The sequence below is a fragment of the Paenibacillus macquariensis genome, assembly GCF_900156375.1.
GTDB classification, from domain to species: Bacteria; Bacillota; Bacilli; order Paenibacillales; family Paenibacillaceae; genus Paenibacillus_AQ; species Paenibacillus_AQ macquariensis.
The window spans coordinates 16658-43609 of sequence record NZ_FTNK01000026.1; the positions used below are offsets into that span (position 1 = coordinate 16658).

Genomic DNA, 26952 nt, shown 5'->3' on the forward strand with positions numbered 1-26952 from the left:
ATACTCCTGGAATGATATGTTCCAGGAGTCTCTGATTAATGTGGTACTTGGGATCCGAAATCGTCTCTACTGGACTTGTCAGCGTTGTAGAATACCACGTCTCCGTCTTTTAAATTGAATAGATTGTTATACGATCATACCCTTCCATTTGCCACTGATTCATGAGTGGTGCGTTAATATACTGCAAATGAGGTTTACTCGTGTTCCCATATTGAATCGATTCAGTTCTCATACACCCTCAAAGGTAGTATAATATAAATTAGAAATATTATACATTTTATAGTGGGGTTCTTTCTTTAGTGTAGTTCTTTCCATCTCTGACCTTCTCGATTCTTTCAACTTTTTTTCTGAATGCGGAGATTGAAAGTAGGAAATAATAATTGGTATAGAAAAGGGGGAAATAAATATGTTGAAAAAAATATTTTTAATAGCCTTTGCAGTGACTATAATTTCAGGAGTGGCATTAAGTGCAAATTCAACAGCGGATTCCTATCCAGAATCGGTAACCGTAAATAAGACAGTAGCAAATCCTGTTAACACTGATCTTCCATTAAATACTGTAGATTCAGTAGAATCAAGACTCGCAAAGATGTATTTTGGTGAACTTTATACACCCTATGGCATTTTCGTTCGAGTATATGAACAAAGTATCTTCAAGGAATCTGAGATAGCAAGAAAGTTAGATCAAATCGGATCTAATACGAATCAACTAATCCTTGAATGCGGGATTTTCTTAAAAGGAGATGAATCAACAATAGCGGATTCGTATCCCCAACCGATAATTGTAAATGAAACAGAGGAAAATCCTGTTAACACTGATGTTCCATTAAGTTCAGAAAATAGGTAAGTACATAAAGAAGGAGCAGTTGTCTCTCGACAACTGCTCCTTTTTCGCTTACTTGATTTACTTAATCATTGACAGATCCATATCCACTTATAACGGTGTTACCAATATTTTGGATCACTAAATAATAAGTACCAGATTGAACACCATTAAATGCTATTGTTTTAGTAGCGCTAAGGGAGAAACGTATGGCCGTCCGACCAGCCTAAAGTTAGCGGTACATATTTTTATCATCCGACATAGCTATAATTTTATGCAATGATAACTGCTTTCCTAGAAGTAGCCTTTCCATATAAAGCGTAATAGTACATTTTAATCTCTATCGGCATTCGGACTATATTCTTGGCCTCAAACGACAATCGGAACAGATTCTTGACAATGCGCAATGACAAGAATCTGTTCCGATAAAACAAAAAAAACCGCGATTTACGCGGATATTAATCGGGCTATATTCTTGTCATCTTACAATTATTATCTATACTAGTATCTGACATCACCTCTCTATCCTTTCAACTATTTATTCTTCTGCTTTGCAACTTGCATACCGCCGATGATAAGCATGATAATCCCAATTACTGCTAGAATAATCCGAACTAAGAATGGACTCAATGAAAACACAGTTTCACCTTGCCAGTACAATCCGAACAACCTTTCATTCAGCCCCACAATCGCCAATAATGGCTTAAGAAACAAACTCAGCGCTAATAATACTATCCCCCAAATAATATTGCTATTCATTGATTCAAAACCTCTTTTCCAATTAAGATAAATGATGATTAGTTCACAATAAAACGATCTATCATTGCCTAATCTAATTCAGCACGTGAGAATAAATCCCTAATGGAATCATCGTCCTCACAAGCATCCTTAAATCCGAGCACAAATCTTTGTATAGCTTCTCTATTGTCAGAATAAGCGCAGAACATACTCGCTTCTGGATCAAATTGTACGATGTCTACCAACTCAGGCATTTTTTCCTCAAGGAAAACAGCCGCCAAGGAACCCCAATCATAACCGCCACCTTCGAATCCCTCGTCTTCCCGACTTTTAAAAATTTCTTTTTTATAAGTACCAACATTCAAAATGACTGACGCACTACCATTATCTTGCACTCTTAGCACAAATGGTTTAATTTTGTCTGCAACATTTACTACAGAATTCAGTTTTTCAACCTTAGTTTGTTCGTTCATCGCTTTCAAAGCGGCAGATTGCTTGAGTTTCTTTTTCTTTCGGTCTACTTTACCTCGGCTCCAATTTAATAATGCCAAAGTAGCTCCATCTTTTGGATCTAGCTTATTTGTAATTTCAAGTTCTCTTAATGCTTCCGCATATTGTTCAAGGTAATAGTAGGAGTAGCCCACGCGAAAATGTCAAAGAGGGTCATTCTCACCTAGTTTTGCAATAGTCAAAAGCTGTTGAAGTGCTTCATCGTAGCGTTCCAGATTATTCATAGCTCTTGCCAATAAATTGACCGTATCATAATTTCTGTCTGATTGGGGGATTTCCATAATTCTATCTACTATTTTTTTATGTTCACCTTCTTGATGCCAAATAATAAGTTGTGCGAAAGGGTCTTTTTCCATTACTTTGCCTCTTTTCGTTTGTAAGATAGTATCTATTTCAATCATGTTACCTGTATCATTTGGGTTACATTCACAAACTTTTTTGAAAAAGGAATTGCATCACCAAATTGTTTAAACGAGCATAAGATAAGCGCCTTGTTCATATAAGTTCAATGAATTTTACCACCTATTATCCAAATCTTTCTTAAATCAACTATCACCATTATTAAATTATCATTTTGAAAAATAAGGATATTGTTCTATGATTGGACCCCAAAAAGGTCATATAAAAGCATTCACCATTCATAAAAATTATCCTCGATCAGCGCCTCGAATGAATCCGCTAATAACTCGATCTCCCCGCTATCGTGGTAACAAATGAAAACGTTTCCTGCCTCGTTGATTATAATCGGATCGCCGGAACCATCCATAGAGATGACATAGCTGGTTTGTAAAACCTCTGCAAAGGGAGGCTCCTTGAATTGCTCGCGGGCCCCAAGAGTCAAATCGACAACCGTTTCGTTTCCGAGACTGGAGCCATTTGAGAATGCATATACCGCAAGACCTGCATATGCCCCCCCAAACGTCCGGATAAAATGTACATAATCCTCATGAAAGTTTACTTTCAGACGCTGCTCTGCATTAGCAATTTCCTCTTGGCTCGCCGGACTGCCTAGGATTGTGCTATTATCCTCCCGATGAAGGAAAGTATTTAATCTCTTCATTAATGTATCATTCATAGGATAGCCGCCCTCCCTGCCAATTAATTCGAATTAGCTACCGTTCAAGCCCTCGCTATCGCAGCTCTATTGTATTAGACATGATTAATTGAAAAAAATCTTCAAGACTATTTGCTATTTTTTCTACCTCTTCGAATTCAGGCTCATATCCTTGTACAATAGCACCTATATCATTCGTTAGATCAATTGCATAGAATGAATATCCATCATCAACTGACATAACTATGGGTAGATATTTATCCCACCATGAAGTTATTTCTGATTTCCATTTCTCATCATTCTCTGCAGCTTCTAAGCTTAACACTTCAAATTCATTCCATTTAAATGCACTATCCGAGTTGTTATTATACTCATCCTCACATATAAACCATGTTTTCTCACTAGGTGTTATGCATTCTTTAACCCTTTTTAGAAAATCTAAATAACCTTCGGGAATTTCTTTATACCTGGATGCTATACTATCATTTAAATTTAATTCATATTCAGATTTATCAGTTATATCCCATCCATTATCTTTAGTCCAACTAATGAATTCACTATACTTCTTATTCATACTTCCTCCTACTGGTTGATCACCCTTATGCTAGACACTGCACCTCTTAACCAAATGCTCTCATAAGAATTGCTCGAAATTTGCCAGTTTCCTAGTGCCTGTTTATTTCCTCATATCATTCAGTAATCACGAACTGAATCGAACCAGTGTTGAGCCATCTCCTCTGTTATAGGCTGGCCAATCAAGTGATCAGACTGGCTGAGTTGCCAAACCGCTTCACCAAGGTCTTCTCGTTCGGTGGTTTCGATATCTTTGAGGGTATTGAAGCGTACGGTGAAAGCGGTAATGGCTGCCTCGGCATCGGCAAAGCTGCGGGCCTGGGCCAAGGTTGCCTGTGCAATGTTGTAAGCTTCGTTAGCCAGCTTGGCCAGACGTTTAGGCCAGGACGAGAACGGGCGGCCAAACTCGGTCGTCCACCACTCAGGTTTTCGCAATTGGCTCACTGAAGCATGGCCGGTCCACGCTCGTGTTTTAGCACGTGTTTTCATTTGTTGCTTTAGGCGCTTGCCCGCGATCTCTTCCACATTGTAGGCGATAAATCTGTCAAGTAACGGCCATACGTTCAAAGGCGGCAAGTCCCCCAGATCAGGCATGTAGCGCAGTTCCAGATTCGTTAACCGGTCATGACGAGCCAGTAAGTCCACGTCGCAGAAGTTCCCCCACAAACTCAGTGAGTTAAGATTTGGGAACCGATTCAGACACTCCAGCGAGATGGGCTGTCCTAGCGGCGCGTTCTGTAGCGTTAGACTCGTTACTTGGTGCAATTCACCCAGGTCGGGCAACAAGAAAGAATTATTATTCTTACGTCTGCTAGTGCGCGGCGATAGAACCAGAGAAGATGGCATATCGCCAGTGGCCGTGAATCGTGATAGATCGCCGGACAAGCTCAGGCGTAATTGCCGCTTTGGAAGCTTCAGGCTCAGTTGGCCCTCAGTCTGGTCCAACTTGATATGTAAGCCATGCAAATTGGACTGGCTTGCGTCCACCACTGTGTCTTCAGACAAGATCGGAGCCCACGTCATCTCTTCAATAGGACGTTTCTGTGCCCAGTCAAAAAAGCCTGCGTCACTGCCTGTATAGTACAGAAATCGCGGCCAGGACGAGCCCCCCGGAGTGGCAAAGGCATCGAATACGGTCCAATCGATGATCCCATCAGGTGCAACGTGAAGATCTGCCTTCTTCCCCAATTGCGATGGTCCAATGGATATGCTGCCCACACCGGGCTGAATGACAAGAGTGTGACTGCGAGGACCTGTCAGGTCGATGGGAAAACGACCATCTTCTCTTATGGAAGCAGCAGGAGGACGAGCATGATTATCATTTGGCATTTCTATCTTCCTTTCTTCTAAATCATATCAAGTCAATTCGGAAAGTGCAGAAATTGGTCCATGCCATGCGTGGCCTCCTTGACGACAGGACTCACATCTCAGAGCATGCATCTTGCAATCCTGCTAAATAAAAAAACACCGCTTCGTTTGGTGACGCGAGGGTGTCAAAGTCACACACTGACCAACTTATAACAGCTCATCTGCGATCATTTTTGCCTTTTCCGCAAGCTCCCTCATATCATCGGTCGGAACAAGCTCGGCTAAATTGTAGGACAGCGGATTACGGGAAAACTTGTTCAATTCTTCCCGAAGCAGGTTTCTTTTTTCTTCGGAGGCATCAATATAAAGTTTGCACGGCTGCCTAGTCTCATCCAAATCATGCAAATCAACATAACCTGTTTTAAGACACTCCAACACAATGGCTGAAAGATCGATTAGAGCACCGCAGGCAATATCAAGTTCTACCCGAAACGTGCCGTTAGCACTTCTCCTATCAAATCCAATATTTCCGCCGGTTTTCAAGTCTCCCTCAGAAAGCAGAATATCGAAACCCAGGTCCTTTAAAATCTGATTGAGCGTCACATCCGTTAAGTCCAATTGTTCCAAATAGTCTATTAATGCCAGCGAATCATCGGAACCGCCAATTAAATATCCCCACCATTTGCTTATGTACATGTTCTTCCCCACTTTCTCTTTAGGCATTGTAATTTTCTAAATAAGATAGTTTCATCATACACCTGGAATGCCTTTTCAGTTGTTTGTTCTGCAAAGGTCCCTGAAACGATTCCCTCCGAAAATCCTGACATCTAAGGAAATGCTACTTGTTGAGGACTAATGAATTATTGAATTTAGTAATCGTTTCCTTAGAAACTTTTTCACTGTATAGGTCTTCATTTTGCTTCCAATATAGTAATGTCTTTTTCATAGAGATGGCGAACTCAGGATAAGCAAGATTGTAATGGAATCCAATGCCAACTGTAGCTAGTAGGCATTGTGTGTATTTAGGGAGCTCGCCCACAATTTTGAAGAACATATCGTTATACTCAAAATAAGGAATACGCTCTTTAGCATAATCATAGCTCAACGGATAGGTAGTAATGCGGGCAGTCTTACCTTCAAAAGCGGCATACTTGTTCGCTTCTCCCGATACTCCCTCCCAGCTGAAGTTGGTCAGGCGAGAGGCTAGAAAATCGTTATAATCGGGTTCAGAGTGCTGCTCAATATCGGTGAATGCTATGCGCATTGAACCACGGTTACGATAAAAGGCGCAGTCGATAATGATTATGCCGCCGTATAAGCCACTGGGATATTGAAAAGTAAGGCAGCTACCATTGTGATAATCACTTTCAACTTGCGTAGGTGGCTTGACCCTCTTTTTTGCTATACTTTTGGGCATGCTAATTTTGGTGATAAATGTATGTAAATACTTTTTTCGCTTGTTAATAAATTGTACATTGGCTCCAAGCTGTTCACAGACAGTTAAGTCACTCCCACTCTCAATGATCTGAGCGACTTCTCTAACAGCGAATCATCTAAGGATTTCGTTTCCCAAAGGCAGTAGGACAACGCAAATAATACATTGTTTCTATCATCGGTATTATTTAAGCTATAAGTAAATTTCTCTTGTAACTCGCTTATAATTTGAGTAACTTCAGAACCCTGATTGTACTGCTCATAGAAATATTCCTTGATCTCACACGAGGTGTCATTACCAAAAACCTCAGCACTCCATGTTCCCATACGCTCATCACCTCTGGAAAGTTATATGCTACTGTAAAGCTTCTACTACTGATAATCCTATTAATCTCGATTTCCTTTTTCACAACCATCAATTCTGTAGGAGATGAGTATTCTGCCAAATACACGAGCTTGTGTGAGATAATCAAATCATACGGTGTCGCAAAACAATAATCGGATCAAGTTTGTGTCGTTGAGAAATGACACAAACTTGATCCGATTATAAAAAAAACTCGCTACAATTAAGGAGTATTTGGATCGGCTAATGTCATTTCGATGCAACAGAGGATACTGTTGTACCTTGATATTTCTAATCAATCTAATACAGCTCGTGAAAATAGGTCTTTCATTAATGAGTCATCTTCACATGCTTCCTTAAAGGCGATTGCAAAACTAAGTATGGCTTCTTTATTGTCTGTATAAATGCAGAACGTATCGGCTTCCGGGTCAAATCGTATGATATCAACTAAGTGAGGCATTTTTTCTTCAAGAAACACCGCTGCTAATGAACCCCAATCATAGCCATTGCCCTCAACTCCTTCTTCGGCTCGTGTTTGAAAAATTTCATGCTTATATTTGCCAGCACTTAAAATCATTGATATGCTTCCATTATTATGCGCAACTAGCCCAAATGGGTTTATTTTTTCTTCAATTTCTAACAAACGGGGGTCAGTCCCAATCCGCATCCCCTTTTCAACGTTCACTTTATGGATGGTTTCATTTCCTGCTCTAGCAGCGGCGTTGCGGCTCATTTCTAAAAACGTCCTGCCATGTGAATCTTCAGGATCTAATGCTACAGCTTGTTCAAAAGCAACTATCGCTTCCTTATACTGTTCTAGGTAATAATAAGCATATCCTATTCGGAAATGCCAAAGAGGGTCGTGCTCGCCTTGCTCTTGCACAGATAAAAAATATTGGATAGCTTCTTTATAGTTTTCTTGATTATTCAATGCTCTTGCCAAATGGCAAACTAAGTCATAGTCCCTGTCTGCTTCGGGTATTTCCATAATTTTGTTAATGATTTTCTCATACTGGCTCTTATTATGCCAAAGAGTGAGCTGCTTCAGTAGATCATTATTCATCTTTGTAACCTCTCCTCTAACTTTAATAAAATTATGATTTCCATATATTAGAATAACCCATATGATCTATGCTCTGCAAATCATTAACTGGTAATCTATCGTGAAAGTCAAACTTGCCCTAAATATCTATATAAAACCCAAAAAATATCTTGACATTTCAGAATCGGCCTAATAACCAAGGTTTAAGCAATTGAATCATAGCGAGTGCGCCGGTGCGCCTATTCTAAAGGGCTTATGGGATCGGATTGACTTCTCACTTCTGCTCACTCAATCCGGAATCATGAAACGTAGTGGAACTCCGTCTTGGCTTGTTTGCTTTCTCTATGTTGTCGGTATATATACTAGGTGGTCTTTTCACAATTGGAATTATTCGGGAAATGAAGCGAGGGGTAAACTTATGAGTGAAGTGTGGATACATGCTATGCATGGTGTGCCTTGGACGCCTAAAAAAATGAAAGCAGAAAAATGAGTCGGTCGGTTGTCCGAATTACTTCTGGACGGTCATATTTATTATGCATTACTTAAAGTCTTGTTTAATTCGTGTAACTTTTTCAGGAAAGCATTCTCCGCTCGAAGTCGCTCATTTTCATACTCCAGCTTCTTCATCTCAAGCTTCTGGCGGTCAGATTCGGTTAACTCTTCTTCTGCTATTTTCCGTCCCCGACCATCTTGCAAAGCATCAGGACCGTGCTCCTTATACTTCTTAACCCATTGGTACACTTGATGATAGGAAATCTGATACTGTTCCGCTGTCTTCCGGTAGTCATGATCGTGGGCAAGACAGTAAAGAACAATGTCTATTCGTTCCTGATGACTGGTAGACCGCCCCTTGCTCATAGCTTTCGCTTCCCCTTTATAGGCTTTTAAGCTGCTATGACCATTATACTTCTTCACCCAATCTGAGAATTGTGTTCGGCTGGCGATCTTGTATTTATCGATGATTTCGTATTGCGAATACTCACCGGAGAGATAATCCTGAACCGCTTGAAGTTTAAGTTCTGCAGAATAACTCCGAGTGTGGGAATGAATTTCTAACCCCTCAATTCCGTACAACTCATAGCGATGTCGCCATTTCACTAAGGTGGTAACGCTGATGTTATGTTTTTTTGCTACTTCCACACTGCTGCTCTGTCCTGCTTTTAACTCCTGTATGATGGCTAGTTTCTCAATCGCATTGTATTCGTTAATCTTAGACAAAAGGAAACTCCCCTTCAAGTAGCGGTTTATTTATTAAACCTGTCTACTTGAAGGGGAGCATATCAAAATCGGTAGCCTGTTCCGTAATTTATAATAGCGAGGTTACGAACTTCACCTCCGAAAAGCGGCTATCCGGTCCTTTCATTAAGATTCCGCCTTGATTTTTCAGATACATATCGAAGAAATCCAGCATATAGGCATTGATAACGGAGTTCGCTCTTTCGGGCGCAATCTTTTGGGGGTTGTGCGTACAACGTCCGTCCCAATATTCCGCTCCCCTCGCCGGAAGCGCCACCTCGCGGAACCGGTACGGACCCTCGGGCGTATCCGAGTCCGCCCTGACAATCTCCGAAGCGGTCATCCAGCCGGGGTGCATCGGTAGTGTCTTCGGCCAGCGCGAGGCAAACATATGGAACTTGCCGTCCTCGCCCTGCACGACGGAACCACACCATATCCAATAACCTTCCATTCGGAAGCCGCCGCCACGCGGAGCCGGCAGCATCGTGTTAGTATGCATGTAACGTCACCTCGCCTTTTTCCGCTGCTCCATAATTGCTGCGAACCATGGTCTCCCATCCTTTCAAATGAAGTGAATAACCGGCATGCTTGCTCATCAATCGCCCTAAGGCATATTCAGCCCCACATCGCCAGCCGCTAGCGGGCGATTCAGCAGAGGCGCGCCGGAATATTCGTCTGCCCCCACATCCGTTGTCGCCCGCATTTGGCCGTCCATATCCGCCTGCACGAACGCGTATGTCCCTACAGCGGCGTCAATTGCCGGGCTGCTCGCGGACAGCTTCTGGATGCCGCTCACCGTAGTGAGCAGCGGATTGATATTTCGGATCTGCCCCGAGCTGCGCGATATGTTGCTAATGGTGCTGCCATACCCGATGTTGACCTGAAACAGCGTATTCGTTGTCGCCGCCTCGTAATAAAGCGTGCCGGTGCTGTTTCGCACGATATTGTTCGCCACGACGGAATCCTGCGGAGCATACGCTTTGCCCGATCCAATGACGATGCCGGTTGTGCTGTTTACAATCGTATTGTTGACGATAAGCGCCCGGTAAACTTTCCACTGTTTGCGCAATTGTTCGACCGTCGGGCTTGGAGGGGAGCCTCCAGTACCACCATCGAAATCGCCGTTTGGCAAGTAGATTGCTTCCCCTGTCAAATTCTCGAAGTAGTTGTTATAAATCTTATGGTCATTGCCGAACATCCGGATGCCTTCCTGATCCGACTCCACGCCGTCCCCGAGGAAGAAGTTGCCGTATACGCTGTTGTTATGGCCGTGCCGCAGCGTCAGGCTGCCCTTGGACGTGAGGAATGTATTGAAGCGCACCGTATTGCTGCTGCTCTTGACCGAAACAATTTCCGGCTCACCATCGCAATTCTGAAATACATTGTATTGTAGCGTATTATAGCCGTGGGAGAGCGTTAGACCGGACAAGCCGAGACGGATCGTCTCTTTGCCGTTAGCTACCCATGGGCCGACATCATGGAAATAGTTGTATTCGATAATATCGTATTGCGAAATTTGCCCTGAGCCGTCCTGTCCTTCGTAAGCGATCAGCGGTTCGGTGTCGCTCTTCAGTCCGAAGTCGTTCCGGTCGATGCGGTTATGATGGCTGTTCGTGCCTCGCACTTGCAGCCACATCAGGCCGCCGCCCGAGCTTGGCAGCGCAAATGTATTACGGGTCAACCGCACATGGCGCGAGCCTTCCAACACCACTGCGCCATTGCTTGTGTTCGTAAACTTTAATCCGTCCAGCACCACATGCGAGGAGTTCTCGACGCGGAAGCCCGACGCTCCCGAGATGATAGCCTGGCCGCGGTTTTTCGCCTTAATGACGATTGGCGCATTGGCGGTGCCGTTTTTGTTCTGAACAGCAAACGGGCTTGTACGCGAATACGTGCCGTTTGCCAGCACAATCGTTTTACCCGCCGTAGCGGTTGCAAGCTCGGCAGCCAACTGCGTGGAAGTGCTAACTTCGACGACCGTCCCTTCGCTACCGCTGCCGCTTGAATCGCTGCCAAAAATTTCGACCTCTGCAAAGCTGTTCCAAGCGTTCACCGAGTTGCCGTGGCCAATAATACGAACGTAGCGGACAGGGGCAACATCGGCAAAATCAAACGTCTGCAAGCTGATGCTCAGACTGCTGACCGCTCCCGAAAGCGCTGTGCTGAAGTTGTAGCCATCATAGGAAGTCTGGATATCAAAAGCGAAAGTTCGCTCCGCCCCGTTTGTGAAGGCGATCTTCACGTAATCCACCTGCTTGCTCGATCCAAGGCCGTATTGGACCCACTCCCCGTCGCCACTCGCCGCCCAGCGCGTGCCGAGATCGCCGTCGATTGTATTTGCGACGATGTTGCCGTCATCTCCACTAGCCATAAGCTGCGGTACGGTAACCGCCAGCTTGCTTGAACCCGGCGAAGGGCCGCTCGCGGTGCCGTAAAGTTCAACTTCAGAATAGCTGTTCCACAGGTTGGAGGAATTGCCGTGCCCAACGATCCTCACATAGCGGGTAGAATCGACATCCGGAAAATCGAACGTTTGCAGACCTTCCACAAGGCTGCTCACAACTCCGCTGCTGACGGCCGAAAAGGTGGAACCGTCCGTAGACGTCAAAATATCAAAAGTAGAAGTGCGGCTTGACCCATTCAGAAATGCAATTTTGATGAAAGACACTTTGCGATTTACGCCCAAATCGTACTGGATCCATTGCACGTCGCCATTCGCCGACCAACGTGTTAAGAAATCGCCGTCCACCGTGTTGGCTGGAACGTTGCCGTCATCTCCGCTCGCCGTCACGCCGGAGCTGCCAATTGTGAACTTCGCATCGGCCGCCCTCGCCGCTCCTGGCATTAACGCAACTAGCATACAGAGCAAAATAATGCATGTCATACTTTTGGTTCCCATAATTCTTCATCCTTTCCGTTATGAATTGATGGTTATTGAATCATTCCCTTCGTTCCGTCCGCACCTCCTCTCAAGAATACGGAAGCCGGGAGGTGCTTCCTGTCCTCCCGGCTTCGTTAATACGGCCCATGATCCCGCTCAAAAAATATGCTGGCTCCAGCCTTTGCTCTTCGCCAAAGCTTCAATATAATAGTAATCGCCGTAAATCAGCGATACGTTGATGTTGCTATTGACTGGCTTATGCCCGGTTGCACCGAGCAGAATGCCTTCATACTTCGGCTGATCGAACGTACTGTAGTTGTTCGACAACGAGCGCAGAATGCGCGTGGTCGCGCGCTGATATAAAGCGGCTTCCTCAGGAGGCACCTGCGACGCGATATCGATCAGTCCCGATGCCGCGCAGCTTGCCGCCGAGGTGTCGCGCGGCTCGTCCGTCAAGTCGGCCGCCGCACGAAAATCCCAATGCGGTACATCGTCTTCCGCCAATGCGCTGATGAAATAATGCGCCACCCGCTTCGCTGCATTCAAGTAACGCGCTTCACCCGTATAGCGGTAAGCGCAGCTCATCCCGTAGAGCGCCCAAGCTTGGCCACGCGACCAGGACGATTGCGGCGCGAAGCCCTGTCCGCCGTCATAACGCTCCACTTCGCCCGTCTCCGGATCGAAGATGTGTTGTACCGAATTGTATTATAGCAGCTCTTTACCGAAATTATCTCGGGCTCTCCATCGCAGTTTTCAAACAAGTTGTGGAATCGTAATATAACCGTTCGAGAGAGAGATTCCGGACAAGCCTAGTCGGATCGCTTCAAGCCCGTTGACGACTCGTGGGCCTATATGATGAAAATAATTATATTCAAAAACATCATGCTGCGAAATTTGTTCCCCGTCGCCATCAAAAATGACGAGCGGTCCAAGGTCGGCTTTTGGCCCGAACTCGTTGCGTTCGATCCGATTCCAGCCGCTGCCGCTTCCCACCACAGACAGCAGGCTATACACCGTCCCAACCTGTCGCGGCTCAAATCTATTCCGCGCAATCCTCACATGCCGCGAACCGTCCAGAATGATAGATTCGCGCTGCTCGACCTGGAAAAGCAGCCCCCATACCTCTACATTCCTGAAATTAATTAGGAATTTCGCATTGCCCCCCGTAGTAATAAGTGACTTCTGTTGATGTCGTATAACGTTTGGCATTCCTGACGTTCAAGCAGCTTAAGGACCGTAGGTCCGGGTCGTCAGACTTACCTGGTTGAATGTATCGCCTGAATATACTCCTTGAAAATCCTTCTAGCGATCAAGGGCGAATGCCCGCAGTAGGAATGTGGTGTTAGGTGAAGTTATTTCTCTTCCTCGATATACTAAAAAAGAATTGGTCTAGTCATCCAATCATTAATCTCAATTGGACCTTTTACTTGCATTAATCCATAGAAGAATCTATAGGTATTCCTTATCAGTGATAGATTTGGAAAGGGAATTACTGATTGATATCCTAACTTAAATGAAGTCGCAGTTTCTTGATTAAAATTATACTCTAGTGTTATTAAATCAAACTCTTTTGGTCCTATCACATAGGCCTCTGTATCAACAATTGAAGTTACTCTTGTTCCATCGGATAATATCTGCCTTGAATCCATATCAACCATAATAAAAGCAGCAAAATCTGGAGATGGTAATGATGTTACCTCATCCTTATAGGTCTCCCAAAAATCAGCTATGACTTTATTGTCAGAATAGAATCGGGAAATTATCTTTTCAATAATTCCAAATAACCTCAAATGAAATTCATCCAAACTGTATCTGAGAGTTCCTTTTATGTTTCCGCACTTTGTAAATTTATTGCTATGTATTTCAGCTAGATCTCTGCCAAATTGATATGCAAAAGAACTTGGTACATTCTTTAGATCAACTTTCTCACCAACCATCATGGTGACTACCACAAACTCTCTTCCATCTATTACTCCTTTACGAATACATTTTGGAATTGGAATTGGACTAACAAGTGAAAGTTCTTTATTAATAATTTCAAGATCAAATGTTTTGTTAAGTTCTACACCAAATAATTTGTTGCATCCAAATATAAAGGGAGCATCTGAGTCCTCACTAACACCGGAAGACCTAACAACAACATCTTCTTGAGAAGTTCTCACATGCCATACATCGCTTGCATGCCCACCAAGCTTAGTTACTGTTTGAATTTGTTCATTGAATAATGATTGGAGATTCATAATTTTGTCCTTTCTGCTTTTAGAAATAATTTCACCTAACGTAATATCTGCGACACCCTTCGCAGATCCCTCTTACCATATCTATATTCACGACCGACTTTATTACATTATGGAAAACTATTCCTTGCCAATCTTTAACTTACCACATAATCCATACTATGGATATTTCCATTAGAGAAAACTGCCCGTTAGCTTAATAAAAGACTCTTTTCGTAAAGAATGTTGCTTTTTAAACAGACAAAGAATTATTTACTTTTTATGATATTATATAAACCAAGAGCCTACTCAATTAGCAGGCAGTTTAACTGAGTAGATGTTCATTCAATTTTGTAAAAGGGAGAATTAAATATTGATAACTATTCAAAAAGCAGTCATAACGGATGCCGATAAGCTAACAGAAATAATGAAAAATACATTTGATGAAGAAGCAAGAAGATGGATTTTAAATCAAGAAATTTCAGATTACAATATCCAACCTCCTGGTTATTCTTCAGTTGAAATGACAAAATATATGATTGAAGAATTAGTTTATTACAAAATAATATATAACAAAGATATTGTTGGCGGCATTATAGTGACCATAACGGGCAAGTCCTTTGGAAGAATAGACCGTATTTTCGTTGACCCAGATTATCAAGGGAGAAAAATCGGTTCAAGAGTAATAGAATTAATCGAGAAGGAATTTCCGACCGTAAGAACTTGGGATCTTGAGACATCTAGTAGACAAGTTAATAACCACCATTTTTACGAGAAGATGGGTTACAGAACCAACTTTAAAACAGAAGACGAATATTGCTACACTAAGAGAAAAGAAAGTTCATCAGATATAGAGAACCTAATCGAAAATAAAGATATTTCGAATACTCAATATGAAAATTGCAATATGGAAAAAACCGAGTGTTATCAAGTGAATTTAGAAGGAAGTTCTTTTAGTAACAGTAACCTAATGAATACTCATATAAGTAACTGTAACCTTAGTCACTCCAAGTTCCAAAACATTAATTTCAAACATTCGTTTTATGCAGATTTAAACCTATCTTATAGCAAAATAAGGTTGGTTACTCTAGGAGGGGTTCACTTTATAGATACAAACCTTGGAGATGACAAAGAACCACTCTCTTTTGAAAGATGTGACCTTCAAGGGACTAAGATTAGTAACAGTAACCTAAGAAACCTACAAATTACTGATAGTGACATAACAGGAATGACAATAGATAATATTCCAGTAGAAAAACTACTTGAAGTATATTATCAAGAGTTAAAAAAGTAAATATTACTTTTCAGAGTGCAGCCACCCTCATTTGAATGGCTGTTTTTCTATACCTCACGCAAAAAATTCACCGAAATACAATTTGATTTTTGTCAGGCACTGAGTAACATTTGATTTATTTGTTCTTTATCCGCCATCTTCTTACTTTGCTGAAGGAAACTGAACCAATAGAGGTAATTATCCAAGTATTTGCTCGCTACTCCTTGGAACCTATCCATCCAACCTTTTAATCGTTTATGGTAGTTGTTGACGTTTTTACAGATGATAAATGCCTTTTTTAATGTATCCTTCTTTACTCAAGTTAATGTTCGTGCTTCTATTCCTTAATGAGAGCAAACTTCTTGTAGTTCGTGGCAGTATCCGTGCATAGAAAAGAAGACGGGTCGATATTGCTACCGATAACCGCGTCAACTTCTTCTGCTCGTACTCGACCTGTTCCAGCTTTAGAGCGATGACTTGACCATTGCGGTCTTGAGCGACCACAACATTTAAGATTGCTAATCCCTCTCTTTTTATCTCTCCCTCCTCGTTTAAAAGAGCCTAATAAAAAGAGCAGGATACCGAAGCTCCTGCTCATCAATGTGTATTATTCAACTATCGTGTCCCGTTAGTTCAATCTTTTGTTCCAGAGAGGGCTAATTGATATCCAGTACATCATCTATTAAGTTCAACATTCCCCAGAGTTAGTGAGGAACGCCTAAACACAACCTATTCGTTGGGGCATTCACCTACTCTAGCCGTAATAATCACAGATAGATAATCTTGTATCATTTCTCGGGTAACATTCATTTCGATAAGATATAAGTCTGCCAGCGTTCTCTTAAATCGTAGAAGCGTTTCTCTATCATCTGCCTCTACTGGAACTGGTGTATATTGAACTAAAAAAACAGTTCTTGCAACATCATACAAAAAATCTCCATGGCATACATTCATGAAGTCTATAACCATTGCATGCCCGTTTGATAATAATATATTACCCGGATGAAAATCACCATGACAAAGTGTGTCTCCATCTTTCAATCTATCCAAGATTTTTAATACTCCTTCTTGTTCCATTAAATTAACCGATGTCGCGTTTAATATATTGGATTTTAAAAATTCTTTGTAATCTGGTACATTGCTAACTCTGTTCTGAACGATAGTCTTATGCAGCATTGCCATATATTCCGCACATCCCTGGAGGTCACCTGTTTTCAAAACCCAATCCAACAGGGATTCGCCCTCCACTCTGTCATAAATAATACCCATTCGCTCTTCGTAACAAATAATTTCATATGCCTTTGGTTTTGCAAAGTTCATAACATTGATTGCCTTTGCGTTTTGAAACTCTCTTTCTACTGCATTTTTTGGATAGCCCTGATCGAAAAGCTTAAGCACTGTACCTTCTTCCCATTCAAATACAGTTGCCGTGTTACCTTCACCAATTATTTTCCCATATTTCATTTATGTTGACCTTCCTTTTAAAGCCATTTTCACAGCCGTTTCGATATGTGTCAAATGCTTATTTTAAGCACCCAATTGCAAACCTAGCATCATAACATCAACTCGATTTTCTGCTTTACCACTATTTGTGAAACGATTCACCCTGCTTGATGTTAAACTATACTGCCCGTTAGTTTAGAAAAAGCAGCCGATCACAAGAAGCCGCGGTTCTTATAGCCGCCTGCCATCCTGGCACACCAATTTGGCCTAAACCGCGTAGAGAAGTCCGTTATCGATGAGCAGGAATGGCAATATCATAATCCGAATTACTCGGATGTCCTATTTTTAGATGCAGGTTTTGGATTATTTCCCTCTAAATCGACCACAAAAAAACAAGCCGGGCAAATCTCGGCTTGTTTAGGCGATCGTTTATTCGGAGTACTGTAGGGCTCCAACATATTTCCAGATCATTCATTGCTTAGGCAGCACTTTCAGGCGCTCAAACTCCTTGATGGTTTGGGCATCGCCAAGAAATATGTTTTTTCCTCCAAGCTCGGAACCCATGGCCAGCTTACCCCCGGATGCTAAGTGAATGCTGACCGAATCTCCGGTAGAAAAATTAACTGACATTCCATGGAAGAACGTTTCCGGAAATGTCCGGGGCAGCGTAACTTCAACGCCTTCTGCGGTGATTTTCTTGAGGATGCGGCAAACCGTGCGGATCCCTTCCTGATCCTGCTTATTCGTTCCGATCAGCGGTTTATACATGAGATCCCCATCCTTAATATCTACAGACACGACCGTATCGGTAGAGCATGTGGATGCCATCTCCTGAAAGCTGCGCTCCTTGGGAAGTGACTTTCGTTCTTCTTCATAAGACGGTCGTTCGTAGGACAGTCGTTCTGATTGGCCGTTATTGTTTTGGAACGGACTGAGATAAGCGAAATCCAAAACGCCGTGCCCCACATCCCCGCCAAAGTTCAACGAATCCCCAGGATATGGCGTCTGGTTGTCATGGGCATATGCCAAATTTTTTCCCGTCAGGAGCTTATCGGCCAGAACCACAGTAGAGTTGTCTTTCAGGTCAATAAGTGTCAGCAGGCCGCTGCGGTTGGGTCGGACTACCAGAAAATCGGTACCCACAGCCTGGACGCCGAACACGTCGTCCTGCTGGGTCAGCTCCGGCAGATCATACGTTGAGACGACTTTCCCTTCATCGTTATATACCCACACGATCTTGCCGTCAGTCAGCACCGTATATTGAATCCAGCCGTTCGGATCATAGACCTGATAATACGACGTATTTGGATCATACCGCTGGTCATAAGACGCATGCTTCTGCTCGACGATCTGGTTATCGCGGATCAGAAGAGTGTACACTTCATGATGGGGATGGGGACTTGCATATTTGTCCACTAATGTCAGCACCGTATTCTCACCTTGTATGCTAGGGTACTGAACCAAAACCGTGCCCTGCAGCTGCGCATCCAGCTTGCCGATGGAAAGTGCATCGAACTGTTCGTCTTTGGCCATATACAGGTCACGGGTCGTACGATTGAACCATATCGCAAATGGGTTCAGCTTGAGGTAATCATTCGGCTTCGTCATGCGTACGTTATGTGTGGTCGCCTCCCATTTAACTTCCGCTCCAACAGCTTCTGAGAAAAAGCGCAGCGGTACATACACACGACCATCAACCATTCGGAGGGGCGTGGACAGAGCGACTGGCTGCCCATTTACGGATGCGCTGGTCGAGCCGAAGGGAACTTTAACCGTGAGTTCAGGATACCTCATCGTCACCGTTTTGGCCTGTGTGTTCCAGGCCACCAAGGTTCCGAGCAGTTCCCCGATATCCCGGACAGGCAGATAGACCACACCTTGGTCTAGGAAAGGAGGCGTTATCGTCTTCACCACTTTTTCGTTAATCGTGATGTTAATGTCGTTTTTTACAGAAGTAGCGGGGGCTTCGGATTTGTCCGCGCTTACGGGTAGCGCGATGACAAATGCTACAGCCGTGGCCAGAAGCGTCGCCGGCAGAAATGAAGACCATCGTAATTTAATGCGCATCTCGCAGGAAAACTTGGTTTTCAGGTTTTTAATCATCTGTTCATTCCTCCTTCAAGGTGGCTTTGAAAAAATTAAATTAATGCATTCATTCGTTTTTCGATATCATCCAGCTGCTCAACATTAACTAATATTAGTTCTTCTTTCCGATCTTCACGGTCTTGGTCTGGAACCCGCATGTTAACATCCTCTGCAATCTGCTCGACAGCGTGTTTCACCCCCATATTAGAATCAAAATAATTCGCGTCGTTAGCTTCATACAGAAGCTTATAGTTAGGATGCAATTCCAGCTTAAATTTCTCACTGTAGAAAGGTGGCATCCCCCGGATAAACAGAATGCATTTGTTATCAAGCATTTGGGCGATTTCATCAATAGTCATCAAATCACGGCCTTGAATTCCGTAATTAATACTCGATGAGCTGTTTCTCCCCCTCGATTGGCTTGAATTTTTTGTATCAAAGGTCTGTTTCCCAAGCCTTTTATTCACCCATTCAAGAGTAGATCGTTCTTGTCCACCAAGGAATAAAATCGTGTCACAGTTCCCAATGATCGTTTCCCTAGAATCCTTATATAAGCCTTTAAGTTGAGTCATATTCTGCAGAATGACTGAGACCGAAATGTTACGGCTTCGTATCGCCGATGCTTTAATTTGTTCTCTCTGAGACGTGATTAATAATTTCAACTTTTCCGTTCCAAAGGCTCCTGCCGTAAAACCATTCGCTTTCGTATAGTAGACCATCCGAAATGATGCGCCATCTTGAAGGTGCACACGCAGGAAAATACCAGCCTCATGTTTTGTATTTTCATAGACTGCATCGAAACCGACATACGGCAGAGGTAGAAGCTCAGAAATGAATTCCGATGACGCTTCTTGGCTAACTCCTAGTCCCAAATAGGTTCATTCTTATATTACCACATACTGGAACTATACTGCCCGTTAGCTTAATAAAAAGAGCAGGATACCGAAGCAACTGCTCATCAATGTATATTATTCAACTATCGTTACCCGTTAGCGTAATCTATGCTCCGAAACTGTTTATCCTGTTAGGGAATAGGATTAATTCTGATCCAATACTGCAGCCCGATACGAAAACTCCTATTTTATCAACAGTTCTTTTCGGTAGAATGACTCCTCCTCTTTCAATGTCTTCCTTTGTAAGTGAATCCACATACGGTTGGGGGAGTCTATGGAGTCAAAGCTTGATAATACCCTGCAATAAATCCTTTACTGACGAAAAAACCCACCTCGACGGGTGGGGCGTTCAATTCATTCACGATATACACGCATCAACTCATTAAGGCTCAACCGATTCGGCTACCTTCATGGCCTCATCGCCCGAAATCGGACCGGACACGCCATACTGAATGCCGTCAACCACCCAGAACAGTTCCGTGAACTCGGCTTGCTCGAAAATAAAGCCGTCCGCTCCGCCCACTTTGGTCTGTGTGAACAGGTCCGTCGGGAACACCGCCGGCATGCGGCTCGCGCTGAACGTCACCGTCTTATCACCCGAGCCGTATGTGAAGTTCAAATCTCTGAGCGGTTGGTCCGTCATTCCCACGCCAACGATCTCAGCCAGCTTGAAGCCTTCCGGGGCGACTTGAGGAACATGCACACCGGAACCGAAAGCTGTTTTCGCTGCCTCCGCCGTTCCGAATGGAGTTGTAATCAATTGGGACAACTCCGAACCTGTGGCTCCTCCGTTTCCGGGCAGCACGGTTCCCGACGAATTATCCGTTGGCGTCGGTACTGCGGCGGGCTCTTGCAGCATCGGCAATCCCGTCACTATGACGACTGCCGCGACCAGCGCTGCCGCTCCTGCAAGCCAGGCTTTCGGAAGAACGAATCGGCGGCGGCTTCTCTGTTCCGCGGCGGCTTGCTTCCTGATCTTCTGTTTAACGCTATCACTCAATTCCATTTTAGAAAACAACATATCATCCGACTCCTTTTGCAAATGTTGACGTAAATTACGCTCCATGTCCGTCATCGGTTATCTCCTCCTTGCGCATTTCCCGAGCCAACGCCTCGCGCGCCCGGTGCAGTCTGTTTCTCACGGTACCCTCGGGCGACGACGTCGCTTTCGCAATTTCCCGTGTGTCCAAGTCCAGATAATAATATAAATACAAAGCCTCCTGATACGGCAGAGGCAGACGCAGCATATGCCGCAAAATCTCGCTTTTCTGCAATCTTTTAAGCGCTTCTTCTTCCACGTTGAATGTCCGTCCCCGCTCCATCCGGCTGGGATCGGTCGGCTGTTCCGTAAACATCCGCACGCCCATCTTGTCCCGGCAAACGTTGATGGCGATCGTCGTCAACCAGGTTTTAACCGCGCTATCTCCACGAAACGAGTTCCAGTTGCGATAAGCGCGAAGGAATACCTCCTGACTGATATCCTCGGCAAAATGCCGATCGCCGGTATAAAAATAAGCGGTGCGCATGACCGTCGAGCCATAGCTTTCCATCAGCTGCTCTAGAGCTTGAGAGGGATCTTTCGGGAAATTTTCCTTGTTATTCGAGCCGGCCGGCTTCACTGAATTATCACCTCCACCTTATTAGACGGCCTGAGCGCATTTTTCGCTGCACTGCGCTTTAAATCTGACAGTCCATTAAAGATTTTGCGAATTTGAGCTTAAGTCCCCATACTCCTTCTAGCTTGAATTTCATACGATGAAAAGCCACATGAACAGTATGCCTGTTTGATGCGGCTTTTCGACTTCATCTTCGGTTTAAAAGATCCCCAATATCCGTTTGTGTTTAACTAACGTTACCCGTTAGCGTAATGACTTATGATATTATCGTACAAACTGTGCCTCCATATTAATCATCCTGTGAGGATCTATGTGGAGATCACCTAAATAAATCCCAGAATCCTTTCTTTGACTCTTTCTTAAAGGCACAGGACGCCACTTGACCAAGTAGTTCGGTTAATCCGTGTTCAAATTCCATCGTCTCATCATCTGCATTCGTAAACGCATGGGTAACCTCATGCAAGAGAGTCCCAGCAAAATCAACGATGTTACCTAACTGACTCCGCTTTATAGTAATTCGTTGGTCCAGTGGTTCCCACAATCCAAGTACCTCATTGCCTTCATAGTCCACCCGCATGGTTTCAGATATTCTTATCTCTTTGATGTTTTGGATCTGGGATTTCCTTAACCAGTTAAAAATCATATCTTTCGCAGCGAATACTTTCTGCTCTGTTTCTGAAAGTTGATTTAATGGAACTATATTAAATTCAAAACTGTTGTTAAACTCCGCGCGATAACCACTTGAATCACGAATTGGCTGGCCTTGGGTATCTTGTAAATTTCCTAAACGATTGGCAATGGAATCGGGCACGACCACGATCCGATGGCCATCATTTTGGGCATGAGTTACTAGAGCTCCTCCATTCCGCAATTGGTCCGGTGTCAAAAAGATCACTTTTTCATTGGCATTCAAGATCTTACAGGCATGAAGCTGTACGTCCGTCCAGAGGAGTTCATCATGCAGATGGCTGGTCTCAAAGTTCTTCAGGTCTGCCGCCAATTCATCCGCTACCAAGGGGGATGAACAATCTAATAATATAGATTTAACACGATCGGTATAAGCACTCCGCCCCACGTTTGTTCGTTCCCTATTGAGGGCTTTACGAAGGGCTGCATTCAATGAAGTGACATTGTACGTAAAGAGAAAATTTTCTTCTTCGGCGACACAGAGACCATTTATATAAATTCGTGCATGTTTCTTTTTCTTTGGTTTTAAAATTGACCCGTATTTAGTCTCTTCTAATACAATATCTCCTTAAAGTATTCAAGTGACACATAGTTATAATAATATACTTCAATTGGATTTTTTGATCGTGATAATAACTTACCTTCATCAATTAATGAAACTTCTGATGTAAGTAGTGATTCTGGAATATGATTCTGCCAATATCTTAATCGATTAAATTCATTTAAGTGTGATTCTAATACATCATCTAAAGTAGACAAAGTTATATCATCTACACCAGCCTTAATTAAGCGTTCCGCTTGCTTTCGATATTTATAATAAGAAATTGATATTTTTTGTGCATCACCGATAATATTGAGCACGTAATTTTGAATACTAGATGTTTTGTCCATCATTTCTGAATAAACATCATTAGATACTCGATCAACTTTTTCATTATCTAATCTTTCAACCAAAGGTCATCTGTATATAACCACAAAGCCACTCCGAATCAATAGAGTGGCTTCTTTAATAGAACTTCTCTTTTATTTAACATCGTGTATCCTTGGCAAATCATGAAAATGTTCTTGTCCTACTATTATTCTCCAATCCTTGTTTTCATATTTAATTGGAAATGTAAATTCATCCGCTTTACCCTCAACTTCACACGTAATTGTGACACTATACTCCTTATCATTTAATTGTTTTAAATCTTTTACTGATGTTTTTTTAATTTTTTGGTTTATACTTATATACTCGTTTTTTTGTTCTTTCTTGTCTGGAAATCTTAAATCATCTGCATACTTTACCATAGTATCTACTTCATTATTTTCTACTGCCTTTAAAAAAATAGAAATGTTTTCCTCTATTATTTCTTCAGTAGATATATTCGTTTTGGAACATCCGAATAAATTTATTAATATTAAAACAATTACTAGTAATCTTAACTTCATGTCTTACACTTCTCCTTTGAATTTTTAATTTATTTAGTCTTTAGCTGATATTTCTTATAACGTGTGGGTAACTAAGAATCCTCACCACCTTAAAGGAGCAAAGCGACTGGCCGCGTCGCGGTTAGGAGGTACATGGTTGTCTGCTGAATCCGCATCCTAGAAATCCCTCTTGCAGACCAAGGTTCGTAAGAACCGCAGCGTAGATAGGATGTTGAACTAAACCGCTACGCGGTAGCTTTTTTAATCCTACAATCCTTACTGCCATTTTACCACGCCTTCCTTTATTATTTAGTAAAAAAAGGAAGGTGTGTTATCTATGCAAGATTGGATTCAATCCATGACGTTTTCAATGGAGTTACGTGGGTTTGCCAAAAGCACTCAAAAAACGTATCTAGCTCACATGATGCGTTTCTATTCATTTTGTGGTAAGCCTCCTGCATCCGTTGGTTACGATGAAGTTCGAGCTTTTCTTCATCATGCTATCTCAACAAGAAAACTAAGTAATGGGAATTTACTTCCCGTTAGTTGAACAAAGGTGTCCCGTTAGCTTAATGAATATTTTAACGCCAAATAAATTAAGTAATCAGCGAAATTGCGACTACAACCAAAATAATTAGTGTAAAGACAATTGCAAAACTTTTAACAAAACCAATTAAAAACGAAGGCTCACCCTTTTTGCGTGGACCAAGATAAAACTCTCGGATCCATAGAACAACAGTGGTTGCTAAACTTGTTTTCACAGCAAATCTAAGTAATTTAAGCGAATACTCCCGCATCGAGATTGAATAGCTTGTAGTCACATTAATCACATTAGTTTCTACACGTGTAATAGTATCTGGAATAAATAAAATAGCGAGGGCTAAGCCGATTAAAAATCCGTATATTGCTCCCTTTACCAATCTCTTTTCGATTTCGAAAACCTCCATTCACTTTTAATCTTCTTAATAAAACGTTTATTACAGGGAAAGGTTGTAAGCGAAGAAGTGAAGTTCTTTTACGTTAAACTGCCCGTTAGCTTAACGAAAACAAGGAGCAGCTGCCGAGGCAAACTACTCCTTGTTTAATTCAACTAACGTTCCCCGTTAGCGTAACGCATTAAGCTATTGTTCCGATTCAATCGTTTCCCATAACGAGTCCCGTGACACATTAATGTATTTCAGTTGCTTCATATCATAGAGGAAATCAGGCTTCCGATTGATCATACACATTCCTAAGTCCAAGATTCGCAGGCGCTTCAGCTTCTCTAACTCGGGCGGTAGCTCATGGATCGAGGTGTATTGAATCGTAAGCCTCTCCAGTTGTTCCAGCTTTCCAATCTCCGGTGGGATGCGGTTTAGGCTGATCTCTTCCTTCGGCTTGGTCCGATACCCTGGAGTAGGCCGATCCGAGCTCGCACATTGGATGCAAAGCTCTCTCAGGTTCTTTAGCCTGGCTATTGATGCGGGAATACTCTCCAAATCAGCCGTCATGATTGTCAAGCGTTCAAGCTTGCTTAATTCGAACAGCCCTTCGGGTAGACGATAAAGATCCTGTTCAAAAATTTCTAGATCACGCAACTCTGTAAGCTCCCGGATTCGCTCAGGCAGCTCTGTCAGCCTATGTCCACTTATATAAAGCCAGTCGGCTTTATGCTTAATGGCATCATCTAGCAGACGATCCAGTTCCCGGTGAGACTTTAATTTTAAAAATAGCCCTGTAATTCGATCCATCAGTTCGATTGCTTCTTCTTCAGTTACATCCATACCATACATATGTTCATGTACAACCGAGTAAAGGTAGTCTCCGCCACCTTCTTTCAAGAAACACAAGTCTTCCGGTAGGCTAGGATAAATCCAATCCGACAGGCGATTTGCCATTTTCTTCAGTAGGTTCCCGCTTTCTTCGCAGCATCTATAAAAATTGTAGGTTCCTGCGGTATAAAAGGCATGACTGCGATAGGTATTACTTATTTGTGTAACTTCATCCATATTATCGTCTTGGATTACGATTGTTTTCACCAGATAGGGTTCCAGCTCTTCCAATACGCTTGTGTAATTGCCCTGTACCATATCAGCCGATATTTTCTCCCCAAGTACAAAACATTCCGAGTTCAGTATTGCCAAATCTATTATCTGTTCGTAAGCTTCACCTCTAGGGTCTGTATACATTCTCATCCCATAAGTCTCCATTCCCATTCAAAGTAATAATATTCCTATTGGCATCATGCCATAATTTGGATCCAATCTCAGTATTGATGTGTCCGAAGGTATTACTTTTCAGCACTTATCTTCTCAACAAAATAATTCTTCGCAATTTCATAATTCCAAATTTGTGCTTCAACATATGGTATTGTGCCTTCCGGGATCATTGAGTCTATCTTATCCATAAACTCATTTGTAATTAGAGACCTTATTTCTGTTAATGTAAAGATTTGTCCATGATAACTAGGCTGGTACAACGCTTTAGGTTTGTCTCTAGCTATCCAATATGAAACCATACTGTCCGGTAATGTGAAACTTATATCACTCTCATTAAATATTGAGATAGGAATTTGGAGCATATCGACGACTAAACCTGTAGATAATGAATAATTTTCTATCCAAGTTGCTGACCCAAGCACAGAATACAAAGGATATTCATCTTTCGGTTTACCACCTTTTTGGATGAATCCAGCCCTCAACCAGGCTTCTGTTTCTAATCGATTTTCCCAACATTGAAGTGGTTCCTTAAATCTCTCAAAAAAAGGAGTGTCATCACACAAATCTTCCATTACTTCTAAAGCTTCAGTCTTAGATAGTGCAGACAAACTTCTAAAAGGCACAGTATCATAGCAGTGAGTTATGTATTCAATAATTGATATTTCCTCCTTTAAAGGCTTGATGATTTGCGCTGTTTCTAATAATATCTATTTACGAACTTCGTGAATTACTTCTTCCTTGAGTTATTCGCTAACTGATTAAACAATCCTGTCCGTTAGTTTAATAAAAACAAGGAACACTGCCGCACCTTGTTTCGTTGAACTATCGTGTCCCGTTACTTCAACAAACGCTACTTATTTCTTTTTAATGGGTATCCATATTTCGCTTTTAAATTGCGGCGATGCTACATCTTTCTGCTCATTCCAGAGCATTTCAGGCCCTTCGCATAGCTCATATTCCGAAGACGGAAACCATTCGGAATAAATGCGTCCCCAGATCTCTTGAAGCGCACTCGGAAAAGAGCCAACGGCCGTGAATACAGCCCATGTAGAGGCTGACACCTCCAGCTGGGCGAAGCCATCTCGTGCTTCATTCGTTGTGGCCGCCCCGATGTAATGATCAAGCTCTCCTTTCTCCTCCATCCGCCCTTCACTGAAATTCGTGGAAGCACTGATTAGTCCTGAAGGCT

31 protein-coding genes and 4 pseudogenes are annotated in these 26952 nt (G+C 42.7%); 4 read left to right on the forward strand and 31 right to left on the reverse strand.

Features of this window, described 5'->3' with window-relative positions; genetic code table 11:
- Positions 1 to 35: 35 nt before the first annotated feature.
- A pseudogene (locus BW961_RS31420) lies at positions 36 to 223 on the reverse strand (hypothetical protein); the annotation flags it as partial.
- Between the two features lie 183 nt (positions 224 to 406).
- On the opposite strand from BW961_RS31420, the gene BW961_RS26505 reads away from it, so the two are divergent.
- Positions 407 to 847 (forward strand): hypothetical protein, encoded by a 441-nt coding sequence (locus BW961_RS26505; protein WP_068592183.1) that lies wholly within the window; start codon positions 407 to 409, stop codon positions 845 to 847.
- Positions 848 to 1357: 510 nt separating this feature from the next.
- Here the strand turns inward: BW961_RS26505 and BW961_RS26510 are convergent.
- From BW961_RS26510 to BW961_RS26580, 14 genes and pseudogenes are all read right to left on the reverse strand, one after another.
- Positions 1358 to 1582 (reverse strand): hypothetical protein, encoded by a 225-nt coding sequence (locus tag BW961_RS26510; protein ID WP_068592185.1) that lies wholly within the window; start codon positions 1580 to 1582, stop codon positions 1358 to 1360.
- 68 nt (positions 1583 to 1650) lie between these two features.
- Complete coding sequence (locus BW961_RS26515) at positions 1651 to 2205, reverse strand: immunity 51 family protein (protein WP_244556071.1); 555 nt, start codon at positions 2203 to 2205, stop codon at positions 1651 to 1653.
- Positions 2206 to 2214: 9 nt separating this feature from the next.
- Complete coding sequence (locus tag BW961_RS26520) at positions 2215 to 2427, reverse strand: hypothetical protein (protein ID WP_068592187.1); 213 nt, start codon at positions 2425 to 2427, stop codon at positions 2215 to 2217.
- A 275-nt stretch (positions 2428 to 2702) separates the two neighbouring features.
- Positions 2703 to 3146 (reverse strand): SMI1/KNR4 family protein, encoded by a 444-nt coding sequence (locus BW961_RS26525; RefSeq protein WP_068592190.1) that lies wholly within the window; start codon positions 3144 to 3146, stop codon positions 2703 to 2705.
- A 55-nt stretch (positions 3147 to 3201) separates the two neighbouring features.
- Positions 3202 to 3699: an SMI1/KNR4 family protein gene (locus BW961_RS26530; protein WP_076577047.1), complete on the reverse strand. Its 498-nt coding sequence runs from the start codon at positions 3697 to 3699 to the stop codon at positions 3202 to 3204.
- A 119-nt stretch (positions 3700 to 3818) separates the two neighbouring features.
- Positions 3819 to 5027 (reverse strand): hypothetical protein, encoded by a 1209-nt coding sequence (locus tag BW961_RS26535; protein ID WP_068591799.1) that lies wholly within the window; start codon positions 5025 to 5027, stop codon positions 3819 to 3821.
- Between the two features lie 186 nt (positions 5028 to 5213).
- The gene (locus BW961_RS26540) at positions 5214 to 5702 is read right to left on the reverse strand and encodes an imm68 putative immunity domain-containing protein (protein ID WP_068591810.1); all 489 of its coding nucleotides are present in this window, start codon (positions 5700 to 5702) and stop codon (positions 5214 to 5216) included.
- 142 nt (positions 5703 to 5844) lie between these two features.
- Positions 5845 to 6270: a hypothetical protein gene (locus BW961_RS26545; RefSeq protein WP_156510177.1), complete on the reverse strand. Its 426-nt coding sequence runs from the start codon at positions 6268 to 6270 to the stop codon at positions 5845 to 5847.
- A gap of 236 nt (positions 6271 to 6506) precedes the next feature.
- Complete coding sequence (locus BW961_RS26550; protein WP_068591795.1) at positions 6507 to 6767, reverse strand: hypothetical protein; 261 nt, start codon at positions 6765 to 6767, stop codon at positions 6507 to 6509.
- Positions 6768 to 7078: 311 nt separating this feature from the next.
- Positions 7079 to 7846 carry an Imm51 family immunity protein gene (locus BW961_RS26555; protein ID WP_068591792.1) on the reverse strand — a complete coding sequence of 256 codons (768 nt, stop codon included), beginning with the start codon at positions 7844 to 7846 and terminating at the stop codon, positions 7079 to 7081.
- Between the two features lie 510 nt (positions 7847 to 8356).
- Positions 8357 to 9043, reverse strand: a complete 687-nt coding sequence (locus BW961_RS32015) for a helix-turn-helix domain-containing protein (protein ID WP_068591788.1) — start codon at positions 9041 to 9043, stop codon at positions 8357 to 8359.
- 88 nt (positions 9044 to 9131) lie between these two features.
- Positions 9132 to 9278 (reverse strand): annotated as a pseudogene (locus tag BW961_RS30945) (alpha/beta hydrolase family protein); the annotation flags it as partial.
- A gap of 387 nt (positions 9279 to 9665) precedes the next feature.
- The gene (locus BW961_RS26575) at positions 9666 to 11960 is read right to left on the reverse strand and encodes a chondroitinase-B domain-containing protein (protein WP_139331756.1); all 2295 of its coding nucleotides are present in this window, start codon (positions 11958 to 11960) and stop codon (positions 9666 to 9668) included.
- A gap of 138 nt (positions 11961 to 12098) precedes the next feature.
- Complete coding sequence (locus tag BW961_RS26580; protein ID WP_068591784.1) at positions 12099 to 12605, reverse strand: glycoside hydrolase family 88 protein; 507 nt, start codon at positions 12603 to 12605, stop codon at positions 12099 to 12101.
- Positions 12606 to 12794: 189 nt separating this feature from the next.
- Here BW961_RS26580 and BW961_RS30100 point away from each other — a divergent pair, with 189 nt between their 5' ends.
- On the forward strand, positions 12795 to 13088 hold the full coding sequence (locus BW961_RS30100) for a hypothetical protein (protein ID WP_139331757.1): 294 nt from the start codon (positions 12795 to 12797) through the stop codon (positions 13086 to 13088).
- A 227-nt stretch (positions 13089 to 13315) separates the two neighbouring features.
- Here the strand turns inward: BW961_RS30100 and BW961_RS26590 are convergent, their stop codons facing one another.
- Positions 13316 to 14182: a hypothetical protein gene (locus BW961_RS26590; protein ID WP_068591780.1), complete on the reverse strand. Its 867-nt coding sequence runs from the start codon at positions 14180 to 14182 to the stop codon at positions 13316 to 13318.
- 403 nt (positions 14183 to 14585) lie between these two features.
- On the opposite strand from BW961_RS26590, the gene BW961_RS26595 reads away from it, so the two are divergent.
- Positions 14586 to 15452, forward strand: coding sequence for a GNAT family N-acetyltransferase (locus tag BW961_RS26595; RefSeq protein WP_068591806.1), 867 nt, complete (start codon positions 14586 to 14588; stop codon positions 15450 to 15452).
- Positions 15453 to 15544: 92 nt separating this feature from the next.
- Here BW961_RS26595 and BW961_RS29650 read toward each other — a convergent pair.
- The 11 genes and pseudogenes from BW961_RS29650 to BW961_RS30735 all read right to left on the reverse strand — a co-directional run.
- Positions 15545 to 15984: pseudogene (locus tag BW961_RS29650) on the reverse strand (IS1595 family transposase); the annotation flags it as partial.
- A 176-nt stretch (positions 15985 to 16160) separates the two neighbouring features.
- Complete coding sequence (locus tag BW961_RS26605; protein WP_068591778.1) at positions 16161 to 16895, reverse strand: aminoglycoside phosphotransferase family protein; 735 nt, start codon at positions 16893 to 16895, stop codon at positions 16161 to 16163.
- Positions 16896 to 17345: 450 nt separating this feature from the next.
- Positions 17346 to 18977, reverse strand: coding sequence for a copper amine oxidase N-terminal domain-containing protein (locus BW961_RS26610; protein WP_068591776.1), 1632 nt, complete (start codon positions 18975 to 18977; stop codon positions 17346 to 17348).
- A 35-nt stretch (positions 18978 to 19012) separates the two neighbouring features.
- The gene (locus BW961_RS26615) at positions 19013 to 19831 is read right to left on the reverse strand and encodes a type IV secretory system conjugative DNA transfer family protein (RefSeq protein WP_068591774.1); all 819 of its coding nucleotides are present in this window, start codon (positions 19829 to 19831) and stop codon (positions 19013 to 19015) included.
- A 403-nt stretch (positions 19832 to 20234) separates the two neighbouring features.
- Entirely contained in the window at positions 20235 to 20927 is a 693-nt protein-coding gene (locus BW961_RS26620) for a DUF4367 domain-containing protein (protein ID WP_068591772.1), read from the reverse strand.
- Positions 20908 to 21471 (reverse strand): RNA polymerase sigma factor, encoded by a 564-nt coding sequence (locus BW961_RS26625; RefSeq protein WP_244556072.1) that lies wholly within the window; start codon positions 21469 to 21471, stop codon positions 20908 to 20910. The genes BW961_RS26620 and BW961_RS26625 overlap by 20 nt, the downstream gene beginning before the upstream one ends.
- A 316-nt stretch (positions 21472 to 21787) precedes the next feature.
- On the reverse strand, positions 21788 to 22543 hold the full coding sequence (locus BW961_RS26630; RefSeq protein WP_068591770.1) for a hypothetical protein: 756 nt from the start codon (positions 22541 to 22543) through the stop codon (positions 21788 to 21790).
- A 3-nt stretch (positions 22544 to 22546) separates the two neighbouring features.
- A pseudogene (locus BW961_RS32135) lies at positions 22547 to 22717 on the reverse strand (ATP-binding protein); the annotation flags it as partial.
- Positions 22708 to 23109 carry a hypothetical protein gene (locus BW961_RS26635; RefSeq protein ID WP_068591768.1) on the reverse strand — a complete coding sequence of 134 codons (402 nt, stop codon included), beginning with the start codon at positions 23107 to 23109 and terminating at the stop codon, positions 22708 to 22710. The pseudogene BW961_RS32135 and the gene BW961_RS26635, both read right to left, overlap by 10 nt.
- Positions 23110 to 23178: 69 nt before the next feature.
- Positions 23179 to 23586 carry a hypothetical protein gene (locus BW961_RS26640; RefSeq protein WP_068591766.1) on the reverse strand — a complete coding sequence of 136 codons (408 nt, stop codon included), beginning with the start codon at positions 23584 to 23586 and terminating at the stop codon, positions 23179 to 23181.
- Between the two features lie 121 nt (positions 23587 to 23707).
- Positions 23708 to 23851, reverse strand: coding sequence for a hypothetical protein (locus BW961_RS30735; RefSeq protein WP_156510176.1), 144 nt, complete (start codon positions 23849 to 23851; stop codon positions 23708 to 23710).
- A 51-nt stretch (positions 23852 to 23902) separates the two neighbouring features.
- Between BW961_RS30735 and BW961_RS26645 the strand changes: the two genes are divergently transcribed.
- Positions 23903 to 24115 (forward strand): phage integrase N-terminal SAM-like domain-containing protein, encoded by a 213-nt coding sequence (locus BW961_RS26645; RefSeq protein ID WP_068591764.1) that lies wholly within the window; start codon positions 23903 to 23905, stop codon positions 24113 to 24115.
- Positions 24116 to 24161: 46 nt separating this feature from the next.
- On the opposite strand, the gene BW961_RS26650 is transcribed toward BW961_RS26645, so the two are convergent.
- The 4 genes from BW961_RS26650 to BW961_RS26665 all read right to left on the reverse strand — a co-directional run.
- Positions 24162 to 24512, reverse strand: a complete 351-nt coding sequence (locus BW961_RS26650; protein ID WP_082867692.1) for a hypothetical protein — start codon at positions 24510 to 24512, stop codon at positions 24162 to 24164.
- Positions 24513 to 24686: 174 nt separating this feature from the next.
- Positions 24687 to 25739, reverse strand: a complete 1053-nt coding sequence (locus BW961_RS26655; RefSeq protein WP_068591762.1) for a leucine-rich repeat domain-containing protein — start codon at positions 25737 to 25739, stop codon at positions 24687 to 24689.
- A gap of 95 nt (positions 25740 to 25834) precedes the next feature.
- Positions 25835 to 26371, reverse strand: a complete 537-nt coding sequence (locus BW961_RS26660; protein ID WP_244556073.1) for a hypothetical protein — start codon at positions 26369 to 26371, stop codon at positions 25835 to 25837.
- 246 nt (positions 26372 to 26617) lie between these two features.
- Positions 26618 to 26952: GyrI-like domain-containing protein (locus tag BW961_RS26665; protein WP_139331759.1), on the reverse strand; the 335-nt coding region annotated here is incomplete at its 5' end.